Below are 26,951 nucleotides of genomic sequence, written 5' to 3'. Positions count from 1 at the left end.
CGGATTCGGTTCCGAACGGACTCGACACGGCGGATGCTGAGGCCATGAGCGAAGAGACCCCCATCCCGCACTTCGGACCCGAGGCCAGGCGAGCGCTGTTCCACGAACGCGTGCTCGTGCTCGACGGCGCCCTCGACGACGACAACGGCACGCTGCTGATGACGCAGCTGCTCACCCTCTCGGCCGAGGATCCGACGACCGACATCGCCCTGTGGATCCACTCGCCCGGCGGCTCCGTGCCGTCGATGCTCGCGATCCGCGACCTCATGACGCTGGTGCCGAACGACGTGTCGACCCTCGCGCTCGGACTCGCGTGCAGCGCCGGGCAGTTCCTGCTCTCGGCGGGCGCGAAGGGCAAGCGCAGGGCACTGCCGCACGCGCGCATCCTCATGCATCAGGGTTCCGCCGGCATCGGCGGCTCGGCGGGCGAGCTCGAGACCCAGGCAGACGATCTGCGGCACATGCGCGACACCGTGCTCGGGCTGATCGCCGCCGACACCGGGCAGCCCGTGGATCGCATCTTCGAGGACTCGCTGCACGACCGCTGGTACACCGCAGAGCAGGCGAAGGACTACGGGTTCATCGATGAGGTCCTCGACTCGCTCGCCGACCTCATGCCCCGTCGTCGGGCCCGCGTCGGGCTGGGGGTGAGCGCATGAGCGGCTACACGATCCCGAACGTCATCGCGCAGCATCCGCGCGGCGAACGCGTGATGGACGTCTACTCGCATCTGCTCGCCGAACGGGTCATCTATCTCGGCACCGGCATCGACGCGGGAGTGGCGAACGCCCTCATCGCGCAGCTGCTGCACCTCGACGCCGACAGTCAGGACGCGGGCGTGCAGTTCTACATCAACAGTGAAGGCGGCGACCCGGGGGCGGCGCTGGCGATCTACGACACGATGCAGCACATCCGCCCCTCGGTCGCGACGACCTGCGTCGGGCAGGCGATCGGACCCGCCGCACTTCTCGTCGCCGCCGGAGCGCCGGGTCAGCGGGCCGCGCTCGCCCATGCCCGCATCGTGCTGCATCAGCCGGCGGGCCAGTCGCGGGGAGCCATTCCCGACCTCATCCTCGCGGCCGACGAGGTCGTGCGCGTACGGGCGGACATGGAGGCGATCCTCGCCAGGCACAGCGGACGCTCGCTGAGCGAGCTGCGCGCCGACACCGACCGGGATCGCGTCTTCACGGCATCCGCCTCTCTCGACTACGGGCTGATCGACACCGTCCTGGGGGAGCGGGCCGTCTGACCCGATGCCCGGCCGGCCGTCTGCAGGATCGAAGCACGGATGCGGGGTGATTCTGCCGATCTGCTCCTGCAGACGTGCCGTGGTCCTGCAGACGGGCAAAGGACACGGGCCGCGGCCGAAGATCTGGCCGACGCCCCGGCCCGAAGACTCCGACCGTGGTTCCCGCGGTGGCTCAGGCGGCGAGGGCGAAGGCCCCGCGTGCGGCCGAGACGGCAGCGGATGCCGGAGCGGCCGTCACCTGACGCAGCTCGTCGGCCACGGCGCTCGTCAGCTCGATCAGCGAGGTGTCGAGGGCTCCGGCGATCGCCGCGATCATCTCACTCGACGGTTCTTTGAGTCCGCGTTCGACCTCCGAGAGGTACTGCGGCGACACTCCGGCATTCTCGGCCGTCTCGGTCAGCGTCTCGTCGCGATCATGTCGTCGCCGCCGCAGCTGGTCGCCGAGCATCTGTCGCCACAGCGGTTCGGGCTCGCTGGGGCGAGGGCGGGAAGGACGAGGTGCACGGGAGAACGGGACGAGGTCGGCCATGCCTCACGATATGCCGCCGTCGTGCGCGGGTTCGAGCGGTTCTGCTCAGAGCAGAACCGTCGCGCTCAGGCCTCGGTGCGCTCCGGCGACACGGTCTCGGGCTCGGCGACGGCCGCGTCGGTCGCCGCCCAGCTCGCCAGCATCCGCAGCTTGTCGGCCGATGGTGTGCCCGGCTCTGCCGTGTACGTCGACATCTGCAGCCCGGCGTCGGCGGGCAGCTCGAACGCCTCGTAGGTCAGCTCCATCTCGCCCACGACCGGGTGGTTGATGCGCTTGACGCCGCTGCGATGGAAGCGCACGTTGTGCGCGGCCCACAGGGTGCGGAAGCGCTCGCTGCGCGTCGACAGCTCGCCGACCAGATCGGTGAGCTTGCGGTCGTAGGGGTTTCGTCCGGCTTCGCCGCGCATCGCCGCGACGAGCTCCTGGGTGTTGCGCTCCCACTCGGGGTAGAACTCCTGGGCGGCCGGGTCGAGGAACGCGAATCGCGCGCTGTTCGGCACCGGAGTCGTGAAGAGCGGCGAGTAGAGAGCGCGGCCGAGCGCATTGGCGGCCAGGTAGTCGAAGTAGTTGTTGCGCACGATCGCGGGTGCCTCGGTCATCGCGTCGAGCAGGCGCAGGATGCTGGGGCGCAGCGTCTCGACCTTCTTGCGCGGCGTGCGGGCGACAGGCGACGCATTCGCCGCGCGGGCGAGGTCGAACAGGTGCGCCGTCTCGGCCTCGTCGAGCTGCAGGGCGCGGGCGAGCGCGTCGAGCACGCTGTCGGAGACGCCGGACAGATCGCCCCGCTCGAGTCGCGTGTAGTAGTCGACGCTGACGCCGGCGAGCAGCGACACCTCCTCACGCCGGAGTCCCGGTACGCGGCGGTTGCCGCCGTACGCGGGCAGGCCGGCCTGGTCGGGGGTGATGCGGTCGCGCCTCGACGAGAGGAATTCGCGCACCTCGCTGCGGGTGTCCATGTCATCGACCGTACGCGCACGCGACCGGCGAAGGGAGGTACTGGCAGTACCGGGTACGGCCGTCACTGCTCTCGATCGCGCGCCGGGCGTGGAATGGATCCATGACACAGACCCGGAACAGCGCGGCGATCCTGACGATCATCCTCGTCAGCTACTTCATGATCCTGCTCGACAACTCGGTGATCTTCACGGCGCTGCCCGCGCTCGCCGCAGGCCTCGGACTCGGCCCCTCGGAGCTCGCGTGGGTGCAGGACGCCTACACGCTGGTCTTCGGCGGACTACTTCTTCTCGGGGCCCGCGCCGGCGACATCCTGGGTCGTCGACGCGTGTTCGTGTTCGGTCTGGTCGTCTTCTCGGTTGCCTCCCTGCTGATCGCCCTGGCCCCTGCCGCGTGGTGGCTCATCTCGGCCCGAGCGCTGCAGGGCGTGGGTGCCGCGATCGTGGCACCGTCGGCGCTCTCGCTTCTGACGGCGAGCTCCGAGGGAGCGCAACGCGACAGGGCCGTCGCCTGGTACGCCGCGACCGCCGGCATTGGGGCGAGCCTCGGGATGCTCGTCGGCGGCGCCGCGGCCACCCTGCTGTCGTGGCGAGCGGGGTTCTGGATCAACGTCCCGATCGGCATCGCCATGATCGTCCTCGCGCCGCGGTTCCTCCCCGAGACCGACGCGGCGCCCGGCCGGTTCGACATCACTGGGGCGATCACTTCCACACTCGGCATCGGCTCACTCGTGTTCGGCCTGCTGCACGGATCCGAAGCCGGATGGGGTGATCCCGTCACGATCGTCTCGTTCTCGGCATCGATCGTGCTGCTTGCGGCCTTCGTGATCGCGGAGTCTCGGGCGGCGCAGCCGATCATGCCGCTCCGTCTGTTCCACAGCCGGATCCGCACCGGGGCCTACCTCGTGCGTCTGACCTACCTCGGCGCCATGATCGGTTTCTTCTATTTCACTACGCAGTTCCTGCAGGGGGTGCTGGGGCTCACGGCCCTCCAGGCGGGACTCGCGTTCCTTCCTATGACTCTGGTGAACTTCGCGGTCGCCCTCGTGATCCCTCGACTCGTCGCGCGAGTCGGCGGCCGGGTGCCGCTGGTCATCGGCATTTTCCTCACGGCGGGCGGGATGCTGTGGCTCAGCCGCCTCGGCATCGACAGCACCTACCTCACCGGCGTCGCCCTGCCGATGCTCCTGATCGGTGCAGGCCAGGGGCTCGCCTTCGCACCGATGACCTCGTTCGGCATCGCCGAGACCGCGCCGCAGGATGCCGGCGCCGCCGCCGGTGTCATCAACACGTTCCACCAGGTCGGCATGTCACTCGGACTCGGCATGCTCGTCGCCATCGCGGCGGCGTCCGACACCCCGGGGGCGACCGCCCGGGCGGCGCTCGCCGGAGAGGTCTCTGTGACTCTGACCGCAGCGACGGGGTTCCTGGTCGCCGCACTCGTGCTCGCCCTCGCACTGATCCTTCCGTCTCCGCGCGCGTCGCGGGCGGAGACCACCGAGAGGGGTTCCACCAGGCACTCCCTCACCACCGCGACCACTCGCACACTGGAGGTATGACCATGAACATCACGCTCAACAACGGCATCGAGATGCCCGCCCTCGGCTTCGGAGTCTTCCAGGCCGCCCCGGAAGAGACTGTCGATGCCGTCAGCACCGCACTCGCTACCGGCTACCGCCTGATCGACACCGCCGCCGCGTACGGTAACGAGCGCGAGGTCGGCGAGGCGATCCGTCGCACCGGCATCGCGCGCGACGAGGTCTTCATCGAGACCAAGGTCTGGATCAGCGACTTCGGCTTCGACGAGACGCTGCACGCGTTCGAGAAGTCGACCGGCAAGCTCGGCGTCGACCAGCTCGACCTGCTGATCCTGCACCAGGCTCTGCCGACGCGCTTCGATCTCACGCTCGGCGCCTACAAGGCCCTCGAGACTCTGCTCGCCGACGGCCGGGTGCGCGCCATCGGCGTCAGCAACTTCATGGTGGAGCACCTCGAGAAGCTGGCGGCTGAGACGAGCATCGTCCCGGCGATCAACCAGATCGAGGTGCACCCGTACTTCCAGCAGCGCGAGGTGCAGCAGGCGGATACCGCTGCCGGCACCGTCACGCAGGCCTGGTCGCCCATCGGCGGCATCACGGCGTACCGCCCGAACGGTGCATCGGTCTTCGATGACGAGACCCTCACGGCGATCGCGACCGAGCACGGTAAGTCGCCTGCGCAGGTGATGCTGCGCTGGCACCTGCAGCAGGGTCGATCCGCGCTGCCGAAGTCGGTACGCCCCGCCCGCATCGCCGAGAACTTCGACGTCTTCGACTTCGAGCTCTCGGACGAGCAGCTGCAGGCCATCGATGCGCTCGACACCGGTGTGCGCCGCGGCCCGGAGCCCGAGGACGTCACGCTCGAGACCTTCGGCCGGGAGATCCCCGAGGCATGAGTCACCTCGTCAGGTCGGGCGCGTGGGTGGCCGGGGCGCTGGTCGCGGGAGTCTCTCTCGCAGCGTGCGCCGCCGATTCCGCTCCGCGTCCGATCGACGAGAGCTCTCCCGCCCCGGATGCGTCGGAGGTCGACTATCGAGACGGAGAGTACGCGGCCATCGGATGGTACGGATCGTTGCCGTCTCACCAGGACGTCGCTCTGACCATCGAGGACGACATCGTGACCGAGGTCACGATCACCACTCCCGCCGAGGACCCGACCTCGCTGCAGCACCAGCAGGCGTTCGCAGACGCGCTCCCCGGCGAGATCGTCGGGCAGCAGATCGACGTCATCGCTCTCGATCGCCTGGCCGGAGCGAGCGGATGCTCGGAGGGTTTCATGAACGCACTGGCCGAGATCAAGACCCGGGCCCGAGCCTGACATCGCGACTCGAATCGAGGAGAGAACCATGAGCGCACTGACCATCCTGCTCGTCGGCGGCACCGGCAGCATCGGACGCCATGTCGCGCGCGTCGCGACGGCGGCTGGCCACAGCATCCGCATCCTCAGCCGTCAGGGCGGAGTCGACACCGTCCGCGGTGACCTGACCGACTCGGCGAGCCTCGCCGACGCCGTGCGAGACATCGACGCGGTGATCTTCACCCACGGCACGCATGGCGCGGAGGCGGGTTACCGCGACGTCGACTACGGCGGAGTGCGCAACGTTCTCCAGGCTGTGGGCGATCGCCCCCTGCGCATCGCGCTGATGACGGCGATCGGGGTGACCTATCGAGACGGCGCCTGCAACCGCAGCAACCGTGCCCACGATTGGAAGCGCAGGGCCGAGCGGCTCGTCCGCGCGAGTGGCAACGGGTACACGATCGTGCGCCCGAGCTGGTTCGACCACAACGACGATGACCAGCACGAGCTGCACTTCCTGCAGGGCGACACCCGCACCTCGGGCAGCCCCGCAGACGGCGTGATCTCCCGCGCCCAGCTCGCCGAGGTACTGGTGGCGTCGCTGACGTCCGAGGCCGCGAACGGCAAGACGTTCGAGCTGGTCGCTGAACGGGGGCCGGCGCAGACCGACCTCGAGCCGCTCTTCGCCGCTCTCGAGCCGGACGACGGCATCGACGGCGCGAAGGATGCTGACACCATGCCGCTGTCGGACGAGCCGGCTTCCGTGCGCGAAGATCTCGCCCGCGTCGCGCCCGGGACCTGATCGGCGTCAGAGGGCGGCGGCGACGCTCGGGAGCAGTTTGGTCAGGATCGCGCCGAGCTGTTCCCGCTCCTCGGCGGTCAGGGGATCGAGGATCAGCTCGCGGATCTGCGCCACATGGACGGGCGCCGCCGCACGGAGCAGTTCGCGACCGGCATCCGTCAGGGCAGCGGTCAGCGTGCGCTTGTCGCTGCTGCATGAGGTGCGCGTCACCCAGCCGAGATGCTCGAGCGAGTCGATCGCGTGGCTGAGGCGCGAGCGGCTGAGTCCGGCGATCTGGGCGAGTTCGGTCATCGGTATCGCGCGGTCTCCCTGCCCTGCCAGCGTCACGAGGATCGCGTAGTGCGAGTGCTTGAGTCCGGTCTCGGCCTTCAGGGTGCGGTCGAGCACCTGCGGAAGCAGCTGCACGAAGCGGATGGTCGGCAGCCAGGTCGCCATCTCGTCGTCGTCGAGGCGTCGTTCGCTCATCGCGCCTGCCTCCCTCACGGCTGCCTCCATCACGCGGCGGAGAGGTCGAGCGTGTGCGAGGTGTGGTCGCGCTTGGCCTCGAGGTAGCGGTGGTTCGCGTCCGACAGGTGAACCCCGGTGCGCACCTGCTCGGTGACGCGGATGCCGAGTGCCTCGAGCTGCGCAGCCTTGTCGGGGTTGTTGCTCAGCAGGCGGATGCTGTCGACGCCGACCGCCTGCAGCATCTGCGCGGCGATCGTGTAGTCGCGTTCGTCCTCGCCGCGACCGAGCGCCACGTTCGCCTCGTACGTGTCGAGCCCTGCATCCTGCAGCGCGTACGCGTCGAGCTTGGCGTACAGGCCGATGCCCCGGCCCTCCTGGCGCAGGTAGAGAAGGAACCCGCCGTCTTCGGCGATGCGCTCCACGGCCTCCCGCAGCTGCGGGCCGCAGTCGCAGCGCTCCGAGCCGAACACGTCTCCGGTCAGGCATTCGCTGTGCGGGCGCACGAGGGGTGCGTCGCCGCCGTCGGCCGCCCGCTCCATCGCCGCCCTCCAGTCTCCGAGCCCGAGCAGCAGGTGCTCACGGCCGTCGATCAGACCGTCGAATGTGACGACATCCGCCGTGGTGGAGAATCCGTCGGCGAAGCGCATCGGCACGCGCACTCGCGTCCGCTCGGTGGCGACCGGAACGACGGTTGAAGTTTCAATCATGTCGGGTGCAACGCGGCGACGTCACCGATATTCCCGTGAGAGGAGTTCTCTCAGAACCTCCCGAGCACGCGAGATCGGGAGTTGACTGGAACCACAAGACCGAAGGAGCACCACTCATGCGTGGAGTAGTCACGTACGCGCCCGGCGACGTTCGCGTCGAGGACCGCGAGAAGCCGACCATCACCCGTCCGACCGATGCCGTGATCCGGATCGCCGCGACCTGCATCTGCGGATCCGACCTGTGGCCGTACCGGGGCGCGAACGAGGTCGACCACGACCCGATGGGCCACGAGTACGTCGGCATCGTCGAGGAGATCGGCGCCGATGTGAAGAACGTGAAGGTCGGCGACTTCGTCGTCGGCTCGTTCATGGCCTCGGACAACACCTGCGAGATCTGCCAGGCCGGATACCAGTCGCGCTGCGTGCACGTCGTGCCGATGGGCCGCTTCGGAACCCAGGCCGAGTACTCGCTGATCCCGCACGCCGACGGCACGCTCGTCGCGACGCCGGGTCAGCCCGACGCCGATCTGATCCCGTCGTTGCTCGCGGCATCCGATGTGCTGGGGACCGGCTGGTTCGCGGCCGTCGCCGCAGAGGTCGGCCCGGGCAAGACCGTCGCCGTGGTCGGTGACGGAGCCGTGGGTCTGCTCGGCATCCTCGCCGCGCGTGAACTCGGCGCCGAGCGGATCATCGCCATGAGCCGTCATGCCGACCGCCAGGCGCTGGCGCGCGAGTTCGGCGCGACCGACATCGTCGAGGAGCGCGGAGACGAGGGCGTCGCCCGCATCAAAGAGCTCACGAACGGGCTCGGCGCCCACTCGGTGATCGAGGCCGTCGGCACGCAGGAGTCGATGATGCAGGCCATCCGCGCGACCCGGCCCGGCGGTCACGTCGGATACGTCGGCGTCTCGCACGACGTCGCGCTGCCCGGCGAGGAGCTCTTCTTCTCGGGCGTGCACCTGCACGGCGGCCCGGCTCCGGTGCGCCGCTTCCTCCCCGAGCTGATCCAGCTCATCTGGGACCGCAAGATCGACCCCGGCAAGGTGTTCGACCTCACGCTTCCGCTCGAGGACGCCGCCGAGGGGTATCGCGCCATGGACGAGCGCCGCGCCACCAAAGTCCTGCTCACCGTCTGAGTCGGGCAGTCGGCAACCCGATCACAGGAGACGACATGCACATCGAAGACCGCATCCCGACGGTGAAGAACCCGCCCGAGTGGTTCACCGGCGACGTCTGGCTCGACCCGATCATCGCGCCGCACGACGCAGACCAGCGGATGTCGGGCGGACTCGTCCGCTTCGCGCCCAGGGCGCGCACCGCGTGGCACTCGCATGCGCGCGGCCAGTACCTGCGCGTCACTGAGGGCACTGCACTGTGCGGCACGCGCGACGGCACCGTCGTCGAGGCGCGGCCGGGCGAGACGATCTACACGCCGCCGGGGGAGGAGCATTGGCACGGTGCCGCCGAGGACTGCTTCATGCAGCACCTCGCGCTGCTCGAGGGTGCGGACGACCCGAGCCAGACCACGACGTGGCTCGAGCACGTGACCGACGAGGACTACCGCCGGCGCTGAACCGCTACTCGGCCTTCCGTGCCGGTGCCCGTGCCGCTGCGGGTGCGGGTGCCGCTGCGGGTGCCGGTTCGCGGCGCCGCACGGGCGTGAGCTCGCTGGCCAGGATGCCGAGCACCACGAGCGCGCCGCCGATCAGCGCGGCGAGGGGCAGGCGCTCGCCGGCGATGCGCCCGATCACGGCGGCCCAGACCGGCTCGCCCGCGTAGATGATCGTGGCGCGGGTCGGCGAGACGGACTTCTGGGCCCAGTTCATGGTGAGCTGGATGATGCAGCTCGCCGCCCCGAGCCCGACCGCGCAGCCGACCCAGATCCAGGAGAACTCCGGCAGGCCCTCGCCGACGACGGGCATGGTCAGAATGCCGAGGGCGCCCGCGGTGAGGAGCTGGACGATCGTGATCCGGCCGAGGTCGATCCTCCCGGCGAAGACGCTGATCAGGATGATCTCGGCCGCGATCGGCAGCGTGCTGATGAGCGTCAGGATCTCACCGGATCCGAGGGTGAGCGCGAAGGCGTCGGGGCCTGCGATGAACAGCAGACCGAGGAACGCGAGAGCGGCACCCACGAACGCCATGGCGGGCGGGCGCTTGCGGAACACGGCCCACTGCGCGAGCGGCACGAGCGGGATGTACATGGCCGTGATGAACGCCGACGTGCTCGAGTCGATGGTCTGCAGCCCGACGGTCTGCAGCCCGTATCCGAGGTGGATCATCACGCCGATCGCGACGCCGGCGCCGATGTCGCGCCAGCGCATGCCTCGCAGCGCCCGGCGGAAGATGACGACGCTGATCAGACCGGCGATCAGGAACCGGATGCCGACGAAGAACCAGGGCCCCGAGTGCTGCATCGCCCAGTGCACGAGCAGGAACGTGCTGCCCCACACCGCGGTGACGGCGATGAGGGCGATCTCCTGCCGACGCAGGCTCATGAAGCGGAGTCGAGTGGACATGCTGTCCTTTCTCGACGTGGCCGGCTCGAGCCTAGCGCCGTGCGCACCCCCGTTCCGAATCGTGCGAAGAGCCCGATATGACGACGGAATACGGTCAGGTGCGTGATTCGAAAGGCCGATCGATAGCCTCGCCTCATGAGCAATTTCGTGAGCGTCGCCGAACTGGACGAACTGCTGAAGTCCGAGGCGCCCCTTCGTCTGATCGACGTGCGGTGGCGACTCGACCGGCCGGACGGCCATGCCGACTATCTCTCAGGGCACATCCCCGGGGCGGTCTTCGTGCCGCTCGCGACCGAGCTGGCCACGCACGGAGAGCCGTCTGAGGGCCGTCATCCGCTGCCCTCCACTCAGACGCTTCAGGATGCTGCGCGCCGATGGGGCGTCAACCAGGGCGACATCGTCGTCGCGTACGACGACGCGAAGGGACTCAGCGCATCGCGCGCCTGGTGGCTGCTGCGCCAGGGCGGAGTCGATGTGCGCGTGCTCGACGGCGGCATCCGCGCCTGGACGGCCGCGGGCCTCCCGGTCGCAGGCGATGACGTGCAGGCGGAGCCGGGTGATGTGGTCCTCGACGAGATCGGCGGCGACGCGATCTCGATCGACGAGGCCGCCTCGTTCGCCGACTCGGGTGTGCTCCTCGACGTGCGCGCGCCCGACCGCTATCGCGGAGAGCACGAGCCTCTCGATCCCGTCGCCGGACACATCCCCGGAGCGCTCAACGTGCCGATGGCCGCTCATCTCGACGCCGAGGGCCGGATCCTCGACATGCACACCCTCCAGGCGACCTTCGCGGCCGTCGGCGTGACCGAGGGCACCCCTGTCGCGGCGTACTGCGGCTCGGGCATCACTGCGGCGCATACCGCTCTGGTGCTCGACGAGATCGGCATCGAGGCGAAGGTCTTCCCCGGCTCGTGGAGCCAGTGGTCGAACACGCCGGGGCGCCCGGTCGCGGTCGGCGATCAGCCCGGCTGAGCGGTCAGGCGCCGGGGTCAGGTGCCGGGGTCAGGTGCCGGGGGTCAGGCGTCGGTGTTCAGGTTCCGGGGATCAGCGCCGTCCGCGTAGCTCCAGGCGACGCCGAGAAGCCCCGGGCCGAACGCGCGTCGCACCTGGTGCACGGACGTGCGGCCCTCCAGAGACAGTTCGGTGAGCTTCGAGCCGTCCGGGGTCTCGACGCGCTCCTCGATGCGGTCGGGGAGTGCGTCGGGGTGGAACCGCGTCCACACCAGCAGCTCTCGGCACTGCCGGGCGACGGCGTGACCCGTCTCCCGTTGCGGCGGATAGTCGGGCGGGTAGGCGACCGACCACTCCACCATCGCGGTGCTCGGCGCGGTCAGTGGCACGTCGAGCTCGAACAGGACGCCGTGCACCTCGCCGTTCGGATGCGAGTAGCGCGCGGAGATGCGTCCCCCGGCCACAGCCTCGATGAAGGGGGCTGGCGTGCTGATGCCCGGCGTCATCTCCAGGAACGGGATCGACACGACCGTCCCGACGGTCGACTGCACGATGCTGCGGGTGATGGAGTACGACACGTTGCCGGCGGCATCCACGTCCGTCACGGAGTGCGTCGTGAGTTCGCGTGATGTGTCGGGGTACTCGGCGCCGAGGGCGGCGAACGCCTCTTTGACGGCCTCCTCGAGTTCCCGCTCGTCGAGGGGGAACAGATTGGGGCCGAGGGGGCCGGTGCGGTTCGTCGTGCCGAGCAGTGCGGTGAGCGAGCCGGGCTCGAGGTGCAGAAGCTGCTCGATGTCGCCGAGGGCGGCCATCGACTGGGCCCCTTCGGGGCGGCGTGCTCCGGAGCGCCAGTAGCTGAGCGTCGCCATCGACACGCTGTTGCCGCGAGCGCGCAGCTGCTCGTGCAGCCGGGCGAGGGTCAATCCACGTGCATTGATCGCGTCTCGGAAGGACGCCGCGAATACATCGGCATATCGGCGAATGCCACTTTCCATGCTCATCACAGCACCCCCTCCGGTATGTGAAGAATCGCGTTCTAGAGTGAGCTTACGACCACACCAGCATCGCGTAGGGGACGAGGTGCTATTTCTGGGGTCTACTGGGCTGAGCAATCGTGAGCAGGGTGCCCGACCTCACGGCGTCTCGGTCCACAACGCAGTGTCGCCCCCGTCGCTGCGTTCTGTCGCGGGGCCTGGTGATCGATCTGGGGAGATCCATCGGGCCCCGCGAACACCTCTCCGGTGTCGGCGCCCACTCAGCGCCCCCGCGTAGACTGGGGGGAACACCCCCGGAGGATTCTCGATCTTCATGTCTGCCCCTGCCCGCGCGTTCACCGTGCGTCACGTTCAGCTGCTGCGCGCGCTCTTCGCCGCCGCCGCAGCCGTGATGATCACCTTCTCGCCTGATCACTCGGCGGCCGTCGGTCTCTCCGTCTTCAGCGGGTTCGTGCTCACGACCGGCCTCGTGATGATCGTCGCCACGTGGCTCGTCTATCCGGCCGGCCAGCGCTGGCCGTCCGTCGTCTTCGCGCTGCTGAGCTTCGTCGCCGGCATGATCGCCGGTGTGCCCGCTTGGCGAACCGAAGACGTCTTCTTCGTCGTCGTCATCGCCTGGTCGGTGACGACCGGCGTCCTCGAACTCGTCGTCGGGCTGCGTGCGCGCAGAGCCGGCGAGGCGAACGCACGCGACTCGATCACCCTCGGCGCGTTCGGGCTGCTCTTGGCCGTGCTGCTGATCGCGATCCCGGCCGGCTTCGTGCAGCCGTACGAGATCGACGGAGCCGGTGCGTTCCAACTCACCGGCATCATCCTCGGCGTCGGCATGTTCGGCGGATATGCGGCGATCGTCGCCGTCTTCCTCGGCATCGCCGGTCTCACCCCGAAGCGAGCGGATGCTGTCGCCGAGGGGCGCACGACCGAGAACGACCCCGCCCCCGCCGGGCACGGAGGAGAGCGATGAGCGACGAGAAGCCCACCCGGCGCGACATCCTGCGCCCTCTTCACCTGCTGGGAATCGCCCTCGGCTGCGGAATCTTCGCCGCCGTGGTGACGCTCGTGTCGACGGGAGCGTTCACCGCCCGCGTCAACAACGCGATCGCGAGCGGCACCTACGACGGCCTCACTCCGATCGCGCTCGGTCTCGTGGTGGGCGGCGGAGCGTTCATCGTCACGCTGCTGTTCCTGGCGATGCTGATCCTCGTGGTCGACCCCGCCGACGTCGCCAAGACGGTCGACCGTCCCGTGCTCTTCGACCCCGAGACGTCAGACGAACCGGACTCCGACAAGCCGGACCGCACGTCGTCCTCCTCCTGACATGATGATCGCGGGTTTCTCCGACCCGACCGGAATAGCCCCGGGCTGCGACGGCTTGTCCCTGTAGTGACTGCCTCGATCGATCGCGCCTCCATCGGACTCCGGTCGGAACGGGGCCCCGTGCTCGGGGCGCTCATGCTCGCCACCGGCCTGATCGCGATCGACGCGACGATCCTCGCGACCGCGGTGCCGAGCATCGTGCGCGACCTGGGCAGCTATCAGCAGTTCCCCTGGCTCTTCTCGGTGTACCTGCTCGCGCAGGCGGTCAGCGTGCCGATCTACTCGCGCTTCGCCGACACCGTCGGCCGCAAGCCGATCATCCTGCTCGGAATCGCGCTGTTCCTGCTCGGCTCCCTGCTCTCGGGCTTCGCCTGGAGCATGACGGCCTTGATCGTCTTCCGCATCATCCAGGGTCTCGGCGCAGGCGCCGTCGCACCCATGTCGATGACGATCGTGGGCGACATCTACACCGTCGCCGAGCGCGCCAAGGTGCAGGGATACATCGCATCCGTCTGGGCGATCTCGTCCGTCGTCGGCCCTGCGCTCGGCGGCATCTTCGCCCAGCTCGACGCGTGGCGGTGGATCTTCTGGGTCAACATCCCGCTGTGCCTGATCGCGGGATGGATGCTGCTGCGCAAGTACCACGAAGAGAAGCAGACGCAGCAGCATCGCATCGACTACGCCGGCGCCGTGCTCCTGACCGTCGGACTCACCGGCCTGATTCTGGGCATGCTCGAGGGCGGCAACGCCTGGGCCTGGCTCTCGATCCCCAGCGCCGTCTGCTTCGGGTCGGGTGCGGCTGCGCTCGTGGCCTTCGGGCTCGTCGAGCGACGTGCCGCCGAGCCGATCGTCGACCTGCGCCTGGCCGCGAGGCCGCTGATCCTCACGACCACGATCGTCTCACTGGGCATCGGCGCCCTGATGACCGGAGTCACGAGCTTCGCGCCCGCCTATCTCGAGGGCTCCATCGGCATCGCGCCGCTGCTGTCGGGGCTGGCGGTCGCGGCGCTCACCCTCGGCTGGCCGCTCGCCGCCGCGAACGCGGGGCGGCTGTACATGAGGATCGGATTCCGGCGCACCGCGCTCACGGGCATGTCGATCACGGCCGTCGCAGCGATCGCGCTCGCGGTGGTCTCTCCGTGGCCCAACCCGTTCTCGATCGCGGCGGTCGCGTTCGTGCTCGGCTTCGGCCTGGGGTGGAGCGCTGCTCCCACGCTGATCGCCGCTCAGGCGTCGGTCGGATGGGGGGAGCGCGGAGCCGTCACCGGCATGAACGCCTTCGCCCGGTCGGCCGGCAGCGCGCTCGGCGTGGCCGTGTTCGGCGCGATCTCGAACTCGGTGATCGCGCAGGGCGCCGGCCCGGATGATCCGGCGACCATCATCTCGGCATCCGTCTGGGTGTTCATCGCCGCGGCCGTGGTGGCCGTGCTGACCCTGGTCGCTGCGGCGTTCATGCCGCGCGACTCTGCGGGCGCGCACTCCGCAGAGCCGCGCCCGTAGCGTTCGGCGGGTTACTTCGCGAGCTGCTCGGCGATGCCGGTGTACGACGCGGGGGTGAGTGCGAGCAGACGCTGCTTCGCGGCGTCGCCGATCTCGAGCCCGTCGACGAACTCCGCCAGCTCTGCAGCGCCGACGCGGTGTCCTCGGGTCAGCTCCTTGAGCAGAGCGTAGGGGTCGGTGATCGACGAGCGGCCGGCGACGACCTCGGCGCGGATGACGGTCTGGATGGCCTCTGCGAGAACCTCCCAGTTCACGTCGAGATCGGCGAGCAGCACGTCGCGCGAGAGCGAGATCGCGTTCAGTCCGCGGCGCAGGTTGTCGATCGCGAGCAGCGAGTGACCGAAGGCGACGCCGATGTTGCGCTGCGTCGTCGAGTCGGTGAGGTCGCGCTGCAGGCGGCTCGTGACGAGGGTCTGACCGAGCGATGCGAGCAGAGCACCCGAGATCTCGAGGTTCGCCTCGGCGTTCTCGAACCGGATCGGGTTGATCTTGTGCGGCATCGTCGACGAACCGGTCGCACCCGCGACGGGGATCTGTGCGAAGTAGCCGAGCGAGATGTAGGTCCAGATGTCGGTCGCGAGGTTGTGCAGGATCCCGCCGGCGTGACGCACCCGGTCGTAGAGCTCGACCTGCCAGTCGTGCGACTCGATCTGCGTGGTCAGCAGGTTGAAGCCGAGCCCGAGACCCTCGATGTACTCACGCGAGATCGTGGGCCAGTCGGCGTCGGGGTCGGCCGCGAGGTGCGCAGACCAGGTGCCGGTCGCGCCCGAGAACTTGGCGAGGTAGTCGGATGCCGCGATCTGCGCGCGCACGCGCTCGAGACGCCACGCGAAGACGGCGATCTCCTTGCCCATGGTCGACGGGGTGGCCGGCTGTCCGTGGGTGCGGGAGAGCATCGCGGCATCCGCGTGCTCGGCGGCCAGTTCACGGAGCTTGGCGATCACGACGTCGAGCGCGGGGAGCCAGACCTCTTCGACCGCGCGCTTCACGGTGAGCGCGTACGAGGCGGAGTTGATGTCCTCACTCGTGCAGGCGAAGTGCGTGAGCTCGGCGATGCTGTCGAGGCCGAGCGCGCTCAGGCGGTCGCGCACCAGGTACTCGATCGCCTTGACGTCGTGCTGGGTGACGGCCTCCTTCTCGGCGAGCCAGTCGATCTCGGCCTGTCCGAAGTCGCGGTAGAGGGCGCGCAGCCGCTCCTTGTCGGCATCCGACAGCGGGCTCGTCTCGAAGAGCGAGCGGTCGGTGAGCGCGATCAGCCACTCCACCTCGACCTCGACCCTGGCGCGGTTCAGACCCGCCTCCGAGAGGAAGTCGGCGAGGCCGGTGACGGCGCCGCGATAGCGACCGTCGAGGGGGCTCAGGGGCTGGGGCGGGAGCGAAGGCTGGAAAGTCAGGGGAGTCCTCCTGATCGGGCCCCGGGAGTGCGGGGCGTGCGGGGCTGGCGAAGAGCCGGCTCGAGCTGGCGGAACAGCCCGCGAGTCGCGGTCTCAATCATACCGAGCACCGAATCGAACATCTCGGCGCCGGCGTAGTAGGGGTCGGGCACATCCTGGCTCCGGGCGTCGGGGTCGAAGGCGAGCAGCAGGGTGACTTTGCCCTCTTCGTCCTCATCGTGCGCCCACTCACGCAGGATGCGCTCGTGCGTGCGGTCGAGGGCGACGACCAGATCGTTCTCCGAGAAGGAGGCGAAGGTGAACTGCTTCGCGCGATGCTGCGAGCCGTCGTAGCCACGGCGGGCGAGGGAATCGAGCGTGCGATGATCGGCCCGTTCGCCGAGGTGCCAGTCACCCGTTCCGGCGCTGCGCGACACGATCCGCGAGCCGAGTCCCTGTCGCTCCGCGAGATCGCGGAACACCACCTCTGCCATCGGAGAGCGGCAGATGTTCCCCGTGCACACGAAGATCACGCGGAAGGGATCCGGGGATGTCACCGTCCTATTCTGCCCGTCGAAGGCCGATCGTGCGATGCCGGGTATCCCGGCCGGGCGTGGTGCACCCGTTCTGCACCACCGCAGGGGTCGAGCGATCCCCCCACGGTCTCCGCCGATCCGGGCGACTCCGATCTCGGACTCGGCGGGCCATGGCGGATGCTGGGCGCATGTACTCCTTTGCACTCACGCAGACCGGCGCGGGCGAGACCGCCTGGGCGAGGGCGCAGACCCTGGCAGCCCTCCGCACCGCCGTCGAGGCGCTCGACGACGTGCGCGCGTCGCTCGCCGTCCTCGCCTCCGACACCGACTGGCACTCCGACGGAGTGCGCGCGATGCAGCGCTCGCTCGACGAGCTTCGACAGGGCGCTCGTGTCGAGGCGTCCGAGATGCGCAGCCGCGAATCCGAGGCTGAGCGGATCGACGCCTCGTGAGCGGGCTGACCATCGATCATGGCGGAGCGATCTCGGTCGACCCCGACGCGCTGCGCGACGTCGCTCGACGTGTGGATGCCGTCGCCTGCCGCTATGACGATGCGCACTCCGCGATCATGCGGGCGCATCGGATCATCGTCGACACTCCGGGCTTGAGCGCGCACGTCGACACGGTCGGGCTGTGGGCGTCGGGTCAGCACGTGTCTCGCCTGCACTCCGAGTGCCGGGAGACCGCCAGCTCCACCCTGCTCATGGCCGATGCCTACGAGTACGTCGAGCTGCGAGCCGAGGCCGAGATGCTCGCGCAGACCGATCCGAGCACGGCGCAGCGGCTGTTGCGCCGGGCCGATCGGCTCGCGGCGTCGGATGACCGCATCCGGGCGATGGCCGATGAGGTGATCGCCCAGTGGCGCGCCGAGCGCTTCGAGGGACTGACCGGCAACCTCGTGACGCCCGCGCTGTATGACGAGGTGTTCAGGACCGTGGCGATGGTGGGGGTGGTGTCGGGCTTGGGCAAGGTGCTCCCCGGCGAGACTCTGCGGGGCAAGGCCGACCCCGTCTCGGTCTCGCCGGTCACGACGTCGTCACCGACCGGTGCGCCGTCGGGCCTGGCGGGAGCCTTCGGGCGCATGCCGACCACCGCGGGGGCGCAGGTCGCCGTCGAGAAGTACTCCTTCGCCGACGGCACGACGAAGTTCGTCGCCTATCTGGAGGGAACGCAGAGCGTCGGGTGGGGAGGAAAGGAGCCGTGGGACTCGAAGTCCAACCTCCAGCTCTACACCGGGCAGCGATCGGCGTCGTATCAGTCGACAATCGACGCGCTGAGGGCCGCGGGCGCCGAGCCCGGTGACGAGGTCGACGTCGTGGCTCACTCGCAATCGGGGATGGTCGCCGCGCACCTCGCGATGGAGAGCGAGTTCGACGTGCAGATGCAGATCACCGCGGGGAGCCCGGTCGAGCCGACCCTCGACGACGATCAGACCATCATCCAGCTGCGTCACACGAACGACCCGGTCTCGGCGCTGGCCGGCGGAGGGTCACCCGAGGGCACAGGGTCGGACGACAGCGTCACCATCTCGACGGAAGCGAACCCGAATGACACGCTCGACGACCTCGTGGTCGACGCGCATCACCTGGAGACGTACCGAGACACCGCGAGGTTCGCAGACGACCTGAGCGATCCCCGGATGGACGCGGTGGACGAGTTCTGGAGCGAGCTCGACGCGGCCGAGGTGATCGAGCGCACCGAGTATCAGGCCGAGCGCATCGAATGAGGGACGCGCCGGGGATGCGCGGTCTCCCCGTCAGTCGCGGCGCTGCTTCTTGCTCTGCGGGCGCAGGATGAAGCCGAAGACGCCGTTGATCAGCGAGATGATGAGCGCGGCGAGCACGCCCCACCAGAAGCTGCCGACCGTGAGACCCCAGTCGAAGCTGCTCGTGATCCAGGCGGTGAGCCACAGCAGGAACCCGTTGATCACGAACCCGATGAGACCGAGGGTGAGGATGTACAGGGGGAACGCGACGATCTTCACCACCGTGCCGATGAAGGTGTTCACGAGCGCGAAGATCGCGGCGACCGCGAGCAGGGTCAGCACGAGCTGCAGGGTCTCGCCCGGCGCGAACGCCGTGATCTGCACCTGCAGGGCGGGGATCAGCGTCACGACCCACAGGGCGAACGCGTTGACGACGACTCGGATGATGAAGCGCATAGTCATCCCAGTCTTCCATGCGAGGTGCACGAAGACACTCGCCAATCTCTCGACCGCTATCGGTCGCCTGCGGCACCGGGAAGGCGCAGAATCTAGACTCATCCTTGTGACCGACCCGATCCTGCCGCGCATCCGCCCCGCCATCGCCGCCCTGGCGCCGTACCGACAGGGCAAGCAGGCGGGCCCCGACGCCTACAAGCTCTCGAGCAACGAGAACCCGTTCGAGCCGCTTCCCTCCGTCGCCGCGGCGCTGCAGCACACGACGCCGATCAACCGCTACCCGGATGCCACCGCCGGTCGGCTGCGCGAGCGGCTGGGCGTCCGCTACGCGGTCGCTCCCGAGCAGGTGCACGTCGCCGCGGGCAGTGTCTCGATCCTCCACCAGCTGATCCTCGCCACCTCTTCGGTCGGCGACGAGGTCGTCTACGCGTGGCGCTCGTTCGAGGCCTACCCGAGCCTGCCGCTCGTCGCCGGTGCGACCGGAGTGCAGGTGCCTCTGACCGCCGACTCGCGCCACGACCTCGACGCGATGGCCGATGCGGTGACCGAGCGCACCCGCGCGGTCATCCTGTGCACCCCGAACAACCCGACCGGGCCGATCATCACGAGCGACGACTTCGCGACGTTCGTCGAGCGCGTCCCCACCGACGTGCTGATCATCCTCGACGAGGCCTACGCCGAGTTCGTGACCGCGCCGGGCGCGGTCGACGGCCTCGCAGAGCGCGTCTTCGAACGGCATCCGAACGTCGTGGTGCTGCGCACCTTCTCGAAGGCCTACGGTCTCGCGGGCCTGCGCATCGGCTACGCGATCGGCAACGAGAAGGTGCTCGACGCCGCGCGCACCACCGGCATCCCGCTCTCGGTGACGTCGGCGGCCGAGAACGCCGCGATCGCCAGCCTCGATGCCGAGTCCGAGCTGCTCGAGCGCGTCGCGGTGATCGTCGAGCGCCGCACCCGTCTGGTCGAGGGCCTCCGCACGCAGGGCTGGGACGTGCCCGACAGTCAGGCCAATTTCATCTGGCTGCCCACCGGCGAGCGCACCGTCGACGTCGCCGCGGCGTTCGTCTCGGCCGACCTCATCGTGCGCCCTTTCCCGGGCGACGGCATCCGCATCTCGGTCGGCGAAGAAGCATCGGTCGATCGCGTTCTCGAGGTCGCCGCGACGCAGCTCTGACGGGCTCGGGGCGCCCTGTTCTCCGGTTTCCCGGCAGATGCGAGGACGTCCTAGGTATGCGTGCCCGAGCATGCGCACGGCGGTAGCGTGGCACCGTGACCTTGCCAGAGACTGAACTCGTACGCGTCCTGGATCAGGACGGCCGCTTCACGCCGAGTCCGGCTGCCGAGCAATATCTGTCCCTGATCGAGGCGATCAGCGACGCCGAGCTCGAGCAGTTCTACCGCGACATGGTGGTCATCCGCGCGATCGACACCCAGGCGACCAACCTGCAGCGTCAGGGGCAGCTCGCCCTGTGGCCGCCGAGTCGTGGGCAGGAGGCCGCTCAGGTCGGTTCCGCCCGCGCCGCCCGCGCGCAGGACACCATCTTCCCGTCGTATCGCGAACACGCCGTGACGCGGATCCGCGGCGTCGACCCCGTCGACATCATCAAGCTCATGCGCGGCGTCTCGCATGGCGGCTGGGACCCGACCGACCCGAAGAACGGCAACACCCGTCTCTACACTCTCGTTCTCGGCTCGCAGGTGCTGCACGCCGCCGGATTCGCCATGGGGCTCAACTTCGATGGGCGATCCGGCACCGGCGACCTCGACAAGGATGAAGCGGTCATCGTCTACTACGGCGACGGGGCATCGAGCCAGGGCGACGTGCACGAGGCGATGGTCTTCGCGGCGAGCTACCAGGCGCCCACCGTGTTCTTCCTGCAGAACAACCACTGGGCGATCTCCGTGCCCGTGTCGACGCAGTCGCGGGTGCCGCTCGTCGAGCGCAGCGCCGGCTACGGCATCCCCAGCGTGCGCGTCGACGGCAACGACGTGCTCGCCAGCTACGCCGTCTCGCGAGTCGCCCTCGACGAGGCCCGCAGCGGTGGGGGTCCCCGTGCGATCGAGGCGGTCACCTACCGTCTCGGCGCGCACACCACCAGTGACGACCCCACGAAGTACCGCGGCTCCGACGAAGAGCAGTCATGGGCGCAGCGCGACCCGATCGATCGCATGCGCGCGTTCCTGGAGAACAGGGGAGCGGCCGGGCAGTTCTTCACCGATGTGGATGCCGAGGCGGCAGACGCCGCCGAAGACCTGCGTTCGCGCAGCGTCGAACTCGGGTCGCCCGCCGCAGACCTGATCTTCGACCATGTGTACAGCGACCCGCATCCGCTCATCGCGGAGCAGAAGGCCTGGCACAGGCAGTACGAGGCATCGTTCGAAGGAGACAGCAAGTGACCCTCGAGACGATGCCCCTCAGCAAGGCCCTCAACTCGGGCCTGCGCCGGGCCATGGAAGACGACTCCAGAGTCCTGCTCATGGGCGAGGACATCGGAAAGCTCGGCGGCGTCTTCCGCGTGACCGAGCACCTGCAGCGCGACTTCGGCGACAAGCGCGTGCTCGACACGCCGCTCGCCGAGTCGGGGATCGTCGGAACGGCGATCGGGCTCGCGATGACCGGGTTCCGCCCGGTGATCGAGATCCAGTTCGACGGATTCGTGTTCCCCGCGTTCGACCAGATCACGACGCAGCTCGCCAAGCTCACCAACCGGCACGAGGGCAAGCTGAGCCTGCCGATCGTGATCCGCATCCCCTACGGCGGACACATCGGTGCCGTCGAGCACCACCAGGAGAGCCCGGAGGCGTACTTCGCGCACACCCCCGGACTGCGGGTGGTCTCGCCCTCCACGCCGAACGACGCGTACTGGATGATCCAGGAGGCCATCGCGTCGAACGACCCGGTCATCTTCATGGAGCCCAAGAGCCGCTACTGGCAGAAGGGCGAGGTCGAGCTCGACGCCTCGGCCGCCCCGCTGCACTCGTCTCGCGTCGTGCGCACCGGCTCGGACGTGACGCTCGTCGGACACGGCGCGATGGTGACGACGCTGCTGCAGGCGGCCGCGCTCGCCGAGGCCGAGGGCACCAGCTGCGAGGTCGTCGATGTGCGTTCGCTGTCGCCGGTGGACTACGAGCCGATCCTGAGCTCGGTGCGCAAGACCGGACGCATGGTCTACGCGCAGGAGGCGCAGGGCTTCGTCAGCATCGGCAGCGAGATCGCGGCCACGGTCATGGAGCGTGCCTTCTATGCACTCGAGGCCCCGGTGCTGCGGGTCTCGGGGTACGACACCCCGTTCCCGCCCGCGAAGCTCGAGGGCACCTACCTTCCGGATGCCGACCGCATCCTCGAGGCCGTCGACCGCTCCCTCGCCTACTGATCTCACCCCGATCTCGCCGTTCCGAAAGGACCGCACATGAGCACGCAGAACTTCAACCTCCCCGATGTGGGCGAGGGCCTGACCGAGGCCGAGATCGTGGCGTGGAAGGTCGCGCCCGGTGACACCGTCGCCATCAACGACGTGATCTGCGAGATCGAGACGGCCAAGTCGCTCGTCGAGCTGCCCTCGCCGCACGCCGGCGTCGTCGGTGAGCTGCTCGCCGCAGAGGGCGCGACGGTCGAGGTCGGCTCGCCGATCATCACCTTCGTGACGGATGCCCGTGACGATGCCGGTCCGGGCGTGATCGCCACGGCCGAGGCTCCCGCGCCCGAAGAGGGTGGCGGCTCGGTGCTCGTCGGCTACGGCACGGGCGGCGGTGCGACCTCGCGGCGCAAGCGACCGGCCGAGCGCCCCGTTCGCTCGTCGGTCGGTGTGATCGCGAAGCCGCCGATCCGCAAACTCGCTCGCGACCTGGGCGTCGACCTCACGACCGTCACGCCCACCGGCGCCGACGGCGAGGTCACCCGCGACGACGTGATGACCCACGCACAGCAGGCCAGCGTCTTCCGCAACATCGAGACGCCCGAGTGGGGCGCCGTGCGCGAAGAGACCGTGCCCGCGCCGCAAAGCGCCCCGTCGGGTCTCGCCCGCGGGCTGTCACCGGCCCCGGCATCCGCCTCCGGCCGGAGCGACGATCGCACCGAGTCGATCCCGGTCAAGGGAGTGCGCAAGGCGACCTCGTCGGCGATGGTGCAGAGCGCGTACTCCGCCCCGCACGTGACGGTGTGGAAGGAGATCGACGCGAGCCGCACGATGGAACTCGTCAAGCGCCTCAAGGCGTCGCCCGACTACGCCGACATCCGCGTCTCCCCGCTGCTGATCATGGCCCGTGCCGTGATCTGGGCTGCGCGTCGCACCCCGATGGTCAACGCCGCCTGGATCGAGACCGAGGGCGGCGCCGAGATCGCCGTGCGCCACTACGTGAACCTCGGCATCGCCGCGGCCACGCCTCGCGGTCTGCTCGTGCCGAACATCAAGGACGCGCAGGATCTCAGCATGAAGGACCTCGCCCGCGCGCTGAACCGGCTGACGCTCACCGCCCGCGAGGGCAAGACGAGCCCGGCCGACCAGCAGGGCGGCACGATCACGATCACCAACATCGGTGTCTTCGGGATGGATGCCGGCACGCCGATCATCAACCCCGGCGAGGCGGGCATCGTGGCGATGGGCACGATCAGCCAGAAGCCGTGGGTCGTCGACGGCGAGGTGCGCCCCCGCTGGGTCACCACGGTCGCCGGATCGTTCGACCACCGCGTGATCGACGGCGACGGCATGAGCCGCTTCATCGCCGACGTGGCATCGGTTCTCGAGGAGCCCGCGCTCCTCGTCGAGTGAGGTCCTCCGGCGTCCGCGCAGGGGAGACCAGGAGCATTCCCGGGGATGCCGGTGCCTCGCGCCCCGACATGTCGGCGGCTGCTAGACCGCTTCCGTTCTCGGAACGCGTGCCCGCTAGAGCCGTAGCTCCGCGAGGGTCGTGACGGCGGCGACGTCGGGGTCCCAGCGCCGCACCGCATGTGCGTGACCGTGGATGTCGCCGCCGATCAGGTCGAGCGCCGCCGCGAGGCCCGGGACCCGCAATCTGCGGGCGAGCGCGACATGCGGCATCCACTCGCCCGGCGCGGTGTGCGGGGCATCATCTCCGGCCCCGACGGCGGCGAGGATACTCTCGCGGAGGTCCAGCAGTTCCGCACTGGGAACGATGCTCCGGGCCAGCACGCGACGCTCGCCGCTGCCGAAGAGCAGGGGCGCCCCCAGTGTCAGGGGGAACGATGCGATGTCTGCCAGACACCCCAGGTCCACTTTCGACAGGCCGATGCGTGCGACCAGCGTGACGTGAGGGCGGTTGCTCGCGGATGTGTGCCCCGCGAGGCTCGAGAGCCCGCGTGCGGCGAGGGCATCCCACTCGGCGCGGACGGCGGTCTCCGCATCCGGGTCGAGCAGCAGCTCGATCGACGAGGGGGAGCGCCGCGGCTCTGGCTCTCGCACGTGCCCTCAGCTCACCGCGCTGAGTCGCCGCTCCGCCAGCAGCGGCACGGCCACCTCGCGGGCGGCCATGCGGGCGGTGGTGACGGCCCCGATCGAGACGACCTCGGCGCCGAGCGTCGAGGCGAGGATCTCGGGAGCCGGCAGGTGCAGTTCGGTCGGCACGACCTCGCGCGCGGCGGCGATCACGGGAGCGACGCTCTCGGCGACTGCCCCGCAGACGATCACGCGCGTCGGGTCGTACATGCTTCCCAGAACGCCGACCACCCGAGCGAGGGTGGCGCCGACGCGCGAGGTCGCGAGCAGCGCATCGGCATCACCCGACGCGGCGGCTGTCAGCACGACGCGCGGATCCACGCGGTCGTCGTCGGCGAGGCGTCCGATCGGCGAGCTCGCGTCGACCTCGCCACTCGCGACGGCGGCACGCACCTCGTCCTGCAGGGCGTAGCTCAGACCGAAGGCCGATCCCACGCCCACGATGTGGTCGAACACGATGCCTTCGCCGACGCCGCCGTGCGCGCCGTGCAGCACGTGGCCGTCGACGACGACCCCCCCGCCGAAGCGCTCGCCGGCGAGCAGCGCGACGTAGTCTCGGCATCCCACTGCGGCCCCGACCGAGCCCTCGGCGATAGCGGCGAGCTGAGCGTCGTTCTTGATCTCGACGGCCGGCGCCCAGCCGGCCAGTGCGTCGGCGAGGCCCGGGTTCGTGCGCTCCCAGAAGCCGTCGGGATGCGGGGGAGAGACCCCTGCGCGATTCACGGGAGCGGCGACGCCGACGCAGATCGCGAGGATGTCATCCTTCGAGACACCCGCCTCGGTGAGTGCCTGCTCCATCTGGCCGAGCACCGTCGCGCGCCGCGCCGCCGCCGATTCGGTCGAGTCGATGTCCGTGCGGTGGTGCACGAGTGTGCGGTCGAGCAGATCGGAGACGGTGACGGCGACATGGTTGTCACCGGCATCCACGCCGAGCACGACACCGAGATCGGATGCCAGCACGAAGCGTCGCGCGGGGCGCCCTGCGCGATAGCTGCCTGCGGCCCTCGCGTTCGGAAGCTCACGGAGCACGGCGGCGCTGACGAGGGTGTCGATCGCGTCGATGGCCGTCGAGCGCGTCAGAGACGTCGAGGCCATGACGTCGGTGGCGGTGAACTCGCCCGCCGCCCAGGCGAAGTCGAGCACGGCGCCGACGCTGGCTCGCCCGGTGCCCAGACCTGCGGAGACTTCTGTCACGGGTCTTGACCTCACTCTCGTCCACATGAGACAGTACCGTTCATCGAAGTAAATTCGCTCACTAGATTTAGTCCGCGGATCTACAGGACGAAAGGACAACGGTGTCTGTGAAATCCCCCTCCGTCGCACGAGTGGCCGGTGCTGCCATGGCGCTGGCGCTCGTCGGCTCCGCCCTCACCGCCTGCGCACCCGGCGGCGGCACCGAGACCATCCGCTTCACGTTCAACAAGCGTGAGGCGATCGGCTTCATGACCGACCTCGTCGCCCAGTTCAACTCGTCGCAGAGCGACGTGCGGGTCGAGATCGACACCTCGGGGCCGGACGTGATCTCGGCCAGCTTCGTGCGGGGCAATCCGCCCGACCTCATCCTCGGCAACTACAACTACGAGATCGCGCGGTTCGTGCAGCGGTGCACCCTGACCGATCTCTCCGACACCGACGCCGCCGCATCCGTCCGCGACGATCTGCAGCCGCTCATGGACCAGTACGGGTCGTGCGAGGGCCGCACCAGCGCCTTGCCGTACTCGGTGATGGCGGCATCGGTCATCTACAACAAGGAGATCTTCGACGCCCAGGGGCTCGAGGTCCCGCAGACCTGGGACGAGCTGATCGCGGTGTGCGACCAGCTGAAGGACGCAGGGATCGACCCGTTCTACGCGACGTTCAAGGACGACTGGACCGTGGGCCAGGGGTGGTACGACTACTCGATCGGAGGATCGGTGGACACGATCGAGTTCTTCGACGCGATGGCCGACGAGGGTGCCGCCGTCGGCCCCGACTCGCCCGTCTCGTTCGAGAAGGACTTCGCCGAGCCCATGGACCAGATGATGCAGCTCGCGAACGACTACACGAACGAGGATGCCGAGAGCCGGGGATACGGCGACGGCAACCTCGCGTTCAGCAAGGGCGAGGCTGCGATGTACATGCAGGGCCCCTGGGCGTTCAGCGAGATCGCGAAGACCGCACCCGACCTCGAGCTCGGAACGTTCCCGCTGCCGATGACCGACGATCCGGCCGACCTCGGTGTGCGCGTGAACATGGACCTCGGCGCGATGATCCCCGAGGGATCGAACCACCAGGAGGCGGCACGCGAGTTCCTCGAGTACCTCTATCTGCCCGAGAACATCGAGGCGTACAACGCATCGCAGCTCGGCTTCACCCCGACGAAGGGTGCACCGGCTCCGGATGATCCCCGGATCGAGGGGATGATCGAGTACTACGAGAACGGGCAGATCTACCAGGGCCCCTCAGTGCTCGTGCCGAAGACCATCCCGGTGATGAACTACGCGCAGGCGATGGTGCTCGGCGCCTCGACCACTTCGATGTTGCGCACGATGGACGCGGACTGGGCTCGCATCGCCTTCCGCGCACCGATCCCCAAGACCGATGATGCGGCAGCCGGCGAGACAGAGGAGTCCGCACCGTGAGCA

30 protein-coding genes are annotated in these 26,951 nt (G+C 69.2%); 19 read left to right on the top strand and 11 right to left on the bottom strand.

The features are described from left to right. Positions 1–44 precede the first annotated feature (44 nt). Both MRBLMI13_RS07675 and MRBLMI13_RS07670 read left to right on the top strand, forming a co-directional pair. Positions 45–659, top strand: coding sequence for a ClpP family protease (locus MRBLMI13_RS07675; RefSeq protein ID WP_367821596.1), 615 nt, complete (start codon positions 45–47; stop codon positions 657–659). After that, positions 656–1,249: a ClpP family protease gene (locus MRBLMI13_RS07670; protein ID WP_367821594.1), complete on the top strand. Its 594-nt coding sequence runs from the start codon at positions 656–658 to the stop codon at positions 1,247–1,249. Before MRBLMI13_RS07675 ends, MRBLMI13_RS07670 begins: the two co-directional genes overlap by 4 nt. 172 nt (positions 1,250–1,421) lie before the next feature. Here MRBLMI13_RS07670 and MRBLMI13_RS07665 read toward each other — a convergent pair whose 3' ends face one another. Together MRBLMI13_RS07665 and MRBLMI13_RS07660 are read right to left on the bottom strand one after the other, a co-directional pair. Then, on the bottom strand, positions 1,422–1,778 hold the full coding sequence (locus MRBLMI13_RS07665; protein WP_079113797.1) for a helix-turn-helix domain-containing protein: 357 nt from the start codon (positions 1,776–1,778) through the stop codon (positions 1,422–1,424). Positions 1,779–1,843: 65 nt separating this feature from the next. Continuing rightward, positions 1,844–2,800 (bottom strand): helix-turn-helix transcriptional regulator, encoded by a 957-nt coding sequence (locus MRBLMI13_RS07660; RefSeq protein WP_367821592.1) that lies wholly within the window; start codon positions 2,798–2,800, stop codon positions 1,844–1,846. A 35-nt stretch (positions 2,801–2,835) separates the two neighbouring features. Between MRBLMI13_RS07660 and MRBLMI13_RS07655 the strand changes: the two genes are divergently transcribed. From MRBLMI13_RS07655 to MRBLMI13_RS07640, 4 genes are read left to right on the top strand one after another with little or no spacing between them, the layout of a single operon-like run. Further along, positions 2,836–4,290 carry an MFS transporter gene (locus MRBLMI13_RS07655; RefSeq protein ID WP_367821590.1) on the top strand — a complete coding sequence of 485 codons (1,455 nt, stop codon included), beginning with the start codon at positions 2,836–2,838 and terminating at the stop codon, positions 4,288–4,290. A gap of 2 nt (positions 4,291–4,292) precedes the next feature. Next, a complete protein-coding gene (locus MRBLMI13_RS07650) occupies positions 4,293–5,165 on the top strand; it encodes an aldo/keto reductase (protein WP_200933743.1) in 873 nt (290 codons plus the stop codon). Then, positions 5,162–5,587 (top strand): hypothetical protein, encoded by a 426-nt coding sequence (locus MRBLMI13_RS07645; RefSeq protein WP_367821588.1) that lies wholly within the window; start codon positions 5,162–5,164, stop codon positions 5,585–5,587. Before MRBLMI13_RS07650 ends, MRBLMI13_RS07645 begins: the two co-directional genes overlap by 4 nt. Positions 5,588–5,615: 28 nt before the next feature. Further along, positions 5,616–6,368 carry an SDR family oxidoreductase gene (locus MRBLMI13_RS07640; RefSeq protein WP_367821586.1) on the top strand — a complete coding sequence of 251 codons (753 nt, stop codon included), beginning with the start codon at positions 5,616–5,618 and terminating at the stop codon, positions 6,366–6,368. Between the two features lie 6 nt (positions 6,369–6,374). Here MRBLMI13_RS07640 and MRBLMI13_RS07635 read toward each other — a convergent pair whose 3' ends face one another. Both MRBLMI13_RS07635 and MRBLMI13_RS07630 read right to left on the bottom strand, forming a co-directional pair. After that, complete coding sequence (locus MRBLMI13_RS07635) at positions 6,375–6,833, bottom strand: MarR family winged helix-turn-helix transcriptional regulator (RefSeq protein WP_367821584.1); 459 nt, start codon at positions 6,831–6,833, stop codon at positions 6,375–6,377. A 29-nt stretch (positions 6,834–6,862) separates the two neighbouring features. After that, positions 6,863–7,522 carry a GTP cyclohydrolase II gene (locus MRBLMI13_RS07630; RefSeq protein WP_363573543.1) on the bottom strand — a complete coding sequence of 220 codons (660 nt, stop codon included), beginning with the start codon at positions 7,520–7,522 and terminating at the stop codon, positions 6,863–6,865. Between the two features lie 116 nt (positions 7,523–7,638). Between MRBLMI13_RS07630 and MRBLMI13_RS07625 the strand changes: the two genes are divergently transcribed. Beyond that, the gene (locus MRBLMI13_RS07625) at positions 7,639–8,658 is read left to right on the top strand and encodes a zinc-dependent alcohol dehydrogenase family protein (protein WP_367821582.1); all 1,020 of its coding nucleotides are present in this window, start codon (positions 7,639–7,641) and stop codon (positions 8,656–8,658) included. 35 nt (positions 8,659–8,693) lie between these two features. Further along, positions 8,694–9,095 (top strand): (R)-mandelonitrile lyase, encoded by a 402-nt coding sequence (locus MRBLMI13_RS07620; RefSeq protein WP_367821580.1) that lies wholly within the window; start codon positions 8,694–8,696, stop codon positions 9,093–9,095. A gap of 4 nt (positions 9,096–9,099) precedes the next feature. Here the strand turns inward: MRBLMI13_RS07620 and MRBLMI13_RS07615 are convergent, their stop codons facing one another. Continuing rightward, positions 9,100–10,041, bottom strand: a complete 942-nt coding sequence (locus MRBLMI13_RS07615; RefSeq protein WP_367821578.1) for a DMT family transporter — start codon at positions 10,039–10,041, stop codon at positions 9,100–9,102. A gap of 135 nt (positions 10,042–10,176) precedes the next feature. Here MRBLMI13_RS07615 and MRBLMI13_RS07610 point away from each other — a divergent pair, with 135 nt between their 5' ends. Further along, positions 10,177–11,013 carry a sulfurtransferase gene (locus MRBLMI13_RS07610; RefSeq protein ID WP_367821576.1) on the top strand — a complete coding sequence of 279 codons (837 nt, stop codon included), beginning with the start codon at positions 10,177–10,179 and terminating at the stop codon, positions 11,011–11,013. A gap of 44 nt (positions 11,014–11,057) precedes the next feature. Here the strand turns inward: MRBLMI13_RS07610 and MRBLMI13_RS07605 are convergent, their stop codons facing one another. Further along, on the bottom strand, positions 11,058–11,993 hold the full coding sequence (locus MRBLMI13_RS07605) for a hypothetical protein (protein ID WP_367821574.1): 936 nt from the start codon (positions 11,991–11,993) through the stop codon (positions 11,058–11,060). A gap of 307 nt (positions 11,994–12,300) precedes the next feature. Between MRBLMI13_RS07605 and MRBLMI13_RS07600 the strand changes: the two genes are divergently transcribed. The 3 genes from MRBLMI13_RS07600 to MRBLMI13_RS07590 all read left to right on the top strand — a co-directional run bounded on the left by MRBLMI13_RS07600 (position 12,301) and on the right by MRBLMI13_RS07590 (position 14,804). Beyond that, complete coding sequence (locus MRBLMI13_RS07600) at positions 12,301–12,951, top strand: acyl-CoA synthetase (RefSeq protein ID WP_367821572.1); 651 nt, start codon at positions 12,301–12,303, stop codon at positions 12,949–12,951. Continuing rightward, on the top strand, positions 12,948–13,304 hold the full coding sequence (locus tag MRBLMI13_RS07595) for a hypothetical protein (RefSeq protein ID WP_367821570.1): 357 nt from the start codon (positions 12,948–12,950) through the stop codon (positions 13,302–13,304). Before MRBLMI13_RS07600 ends, MRBLMI13_RS07595 begins: the two co-directional genes overlap by 4 nt. A 66-nt stretch (positions 13,305–13,370) precedes the next feature. Further along, a complete protein-coding gene (locus tag MRBLMI13_RS07590) occupies positions 13,371–14,804 on the top strand; it encodes an MFS transporter (RefSeq protein WP_367821568.1) in 1,434 nt (477 codons plus the stop codon). Positions 14,805–14,815: 11 nt separating this feature from the next. On the opposite strand, the gene purB is transcribed toward MRBLMI13_RS07590, so the two are convergent. Both purB and MRBLMI13_RS07580 read right to left on the bottom strand, forming a co-directional pair. Further along, complete coding sequence (purB, locus tag MRBLMI13_RS07585; RefSeq protein WP_079113792.1) at positions 14,816–16,198, bottom strand: adenylosuccinate lyase; 1,383 nt, start codon at positions 16,196–16,198, stop codon at positions 14,816–14,818. Continuing rightward, positions 16,195–16,734, bottom strand: a complete 540-nt coding sequence (locus MRBLMI13_RS07580; protein ID WP_194285977.1) for a low molecular weight protein-tyrosine-phosphatase — start codon at positions 16,732–16,734, stop codon at positions 16,195–16,197. Before MRBLMI13_RS07580 ends, purB begins: the two co-directional genes overlap by 4 nt. A 167-nt stretch (positions 16,735–16,901) precedes the next feature. On the opposite strand from MRBLMI13_RS07580, the gene MRBLMI13_RS07575 reads away from it, so the two are divergent. Both MRBLMI13_RS07575 and MRBLMI13_RS07570 read left to right on the top strand, forming a co-directional pair. Further along, positions 16,902–17,165 (top strand): hypothetical protein, encoded by a 264-nt coding sequence (locus tag MRBLMI13_RS07575; RefSeq protein ID WP_079113791.1) that lies wholly within the window; start codon positions 16,902–16,904, stop codon positions 17,163–17,165. Further along, positions 17,162–18,439, top strand: a complete 1,278-nt coding sequence (locus tag MRBLMI13_RS07570; protein WP_367821565.1) for a hypothetical protein — start codon at positions 17,162–17,164, stop codon at positions 18,437–18,439. Before MRBLMI13_RS07575 ends, MRBLMI13_RS07570 begins: the two co-directional genes overlap by 4 nt. Positions 18,440–18,469: 30 nt before the next feature. On the opposite strand, the gene MRBLMI13_RS07565 is transcribed toward MRBLMI13_RS07570, so the two are convergent. Beyond that, entirely contained in the window at positions 18,470–18,874 is a 405-nt protein-coding gene (locus MRBLMI13_RS07565; RefSeq protein WP_042540493.1) for a phage holin family protein, read from the bottom strand. Between the two features lie 106 nt (positions 18,875–18,980). Between MRBLMI13_RS07565 and MRBLMI13_RS07560 the strand changes: the two genes are divergently transcribed. From MRBLMI13_RS07560 to MRBLMI13_RS07545, 4 genes are all read left to right on the top strand, one after another. Further along, positions 18,981–20,048: a histidinol-phosphate transaminase gene (locus tag MRBLMI13_RS07560; protein WP_079113789.1), complete on the top strand. Its 1,068-nt coding sequence runs from the start codon at positions 18,981–18,983 to the stop codon at positions 20,046–20,048. A gap of 95 nt (positions 20,049–20,143) precedes the next feature. Further along, positions 20,144–21,271, top strand: coding sequence for a pyruvate dehydrogenase (acetyl-transferring) E1 component subunit alpha (pdhA, locus tag MRBLMI13_RS07555; RefSeq protein ID WP_367821563.1), 1,128 nt, complete (start codon positions 20,144–20,146; stop codon positions 21,269–21,271). Between the two features lie 11 nt (positions 21,272–21,282). Beyond that, complete coding sequence (locus MRBLMI13_RS07550; RefSeq protein ID WP_079114087.1) at positions 21,283–22,248, top strand: alpha-ketoacid dehydrogenase subunit beta; 966 nt, start codon at positions 21,283–21,285, stop codon at positions 22,246–22,248. Between the two features lie 36 nt (positions 22,249–22,284). Then, positions 22,285–23,643: a dihydrolipoamide acetyltransferase family protein gene (locus MRBLMI13_RS07545; protein WP_367821561.1), complete on the top strand. Its 1,359-nt coding sequence runs from the start codon at positions 22,285–22,287 to the stop codon at positions 23,641–23,643. 114 nt (positions 23,644–23,757) lie between these two features. Here the strand turns inward: MRBLMI13_RS07545 and MRBLMI13_RS07540 are convergent, their stop codons facing one another. Together MRBLMI13_RS07540 and MRBLMI13_RS07535 are read right to left on the bottom strand one after the other, a co-directional pair. Beyond that, positions 23,758–24,294 (bottom strand): 2'-5' RNA ligase family protein, encoded by a 537-nt coding sequence (locus tag MRBLMI13_RS07540; protein ID WP_367821559.1) that lies wholly within the window; start codon positions 24,292–24,294, stop codon positions 23,758–23,760. Positions 24,295–24,300: 6 nt separating this feature from the next. Beyond that, complete coding sequence (locus tag MRBLMI13_RS07535; protein ID WP_367821557.1) at positions 24,301–25,521, bottom strand: ROK family protein; 1,221 nt, start codon at positions 25,519–25,521, stop codon at positions 24,301–24,303. A gap of 101 nt (positions 25,522–25,622) precedes the next feature. Between MRBLMI13_RS07535 and MRBLMI13_RS07530 the strand changes: the two genes are divergently transcribed. Next, positions 25,623–26,948, top strand: a complete 1,326-nt coding sequence (locus MRBLMI13_RS07530; protein ID WP_376708815.1) for an ABC transporter substrate-binding protein — start codon at positions 25,623–25,625, stop codon at positions 26,946–26,948. Positions 26,949–26,951 lie beyond the last annotated feature (3 nt).

The sequence above is a fragment of the Microbacterium sp. LMI13-1-1.1 genome, assembly GCF_040815625.1.
Classification (GTDB): Bacteria; Actinomycetota; Actinomycetes; order Actinomycetales; family Microbacteriaceae; genus Microbacterium; species Microbacterium forte.
The sequence above is the reverse complement of the archived record's forward strand: the minus strand, read 5'-3'. Positions and strand labels throughout refer to the sequence as shown.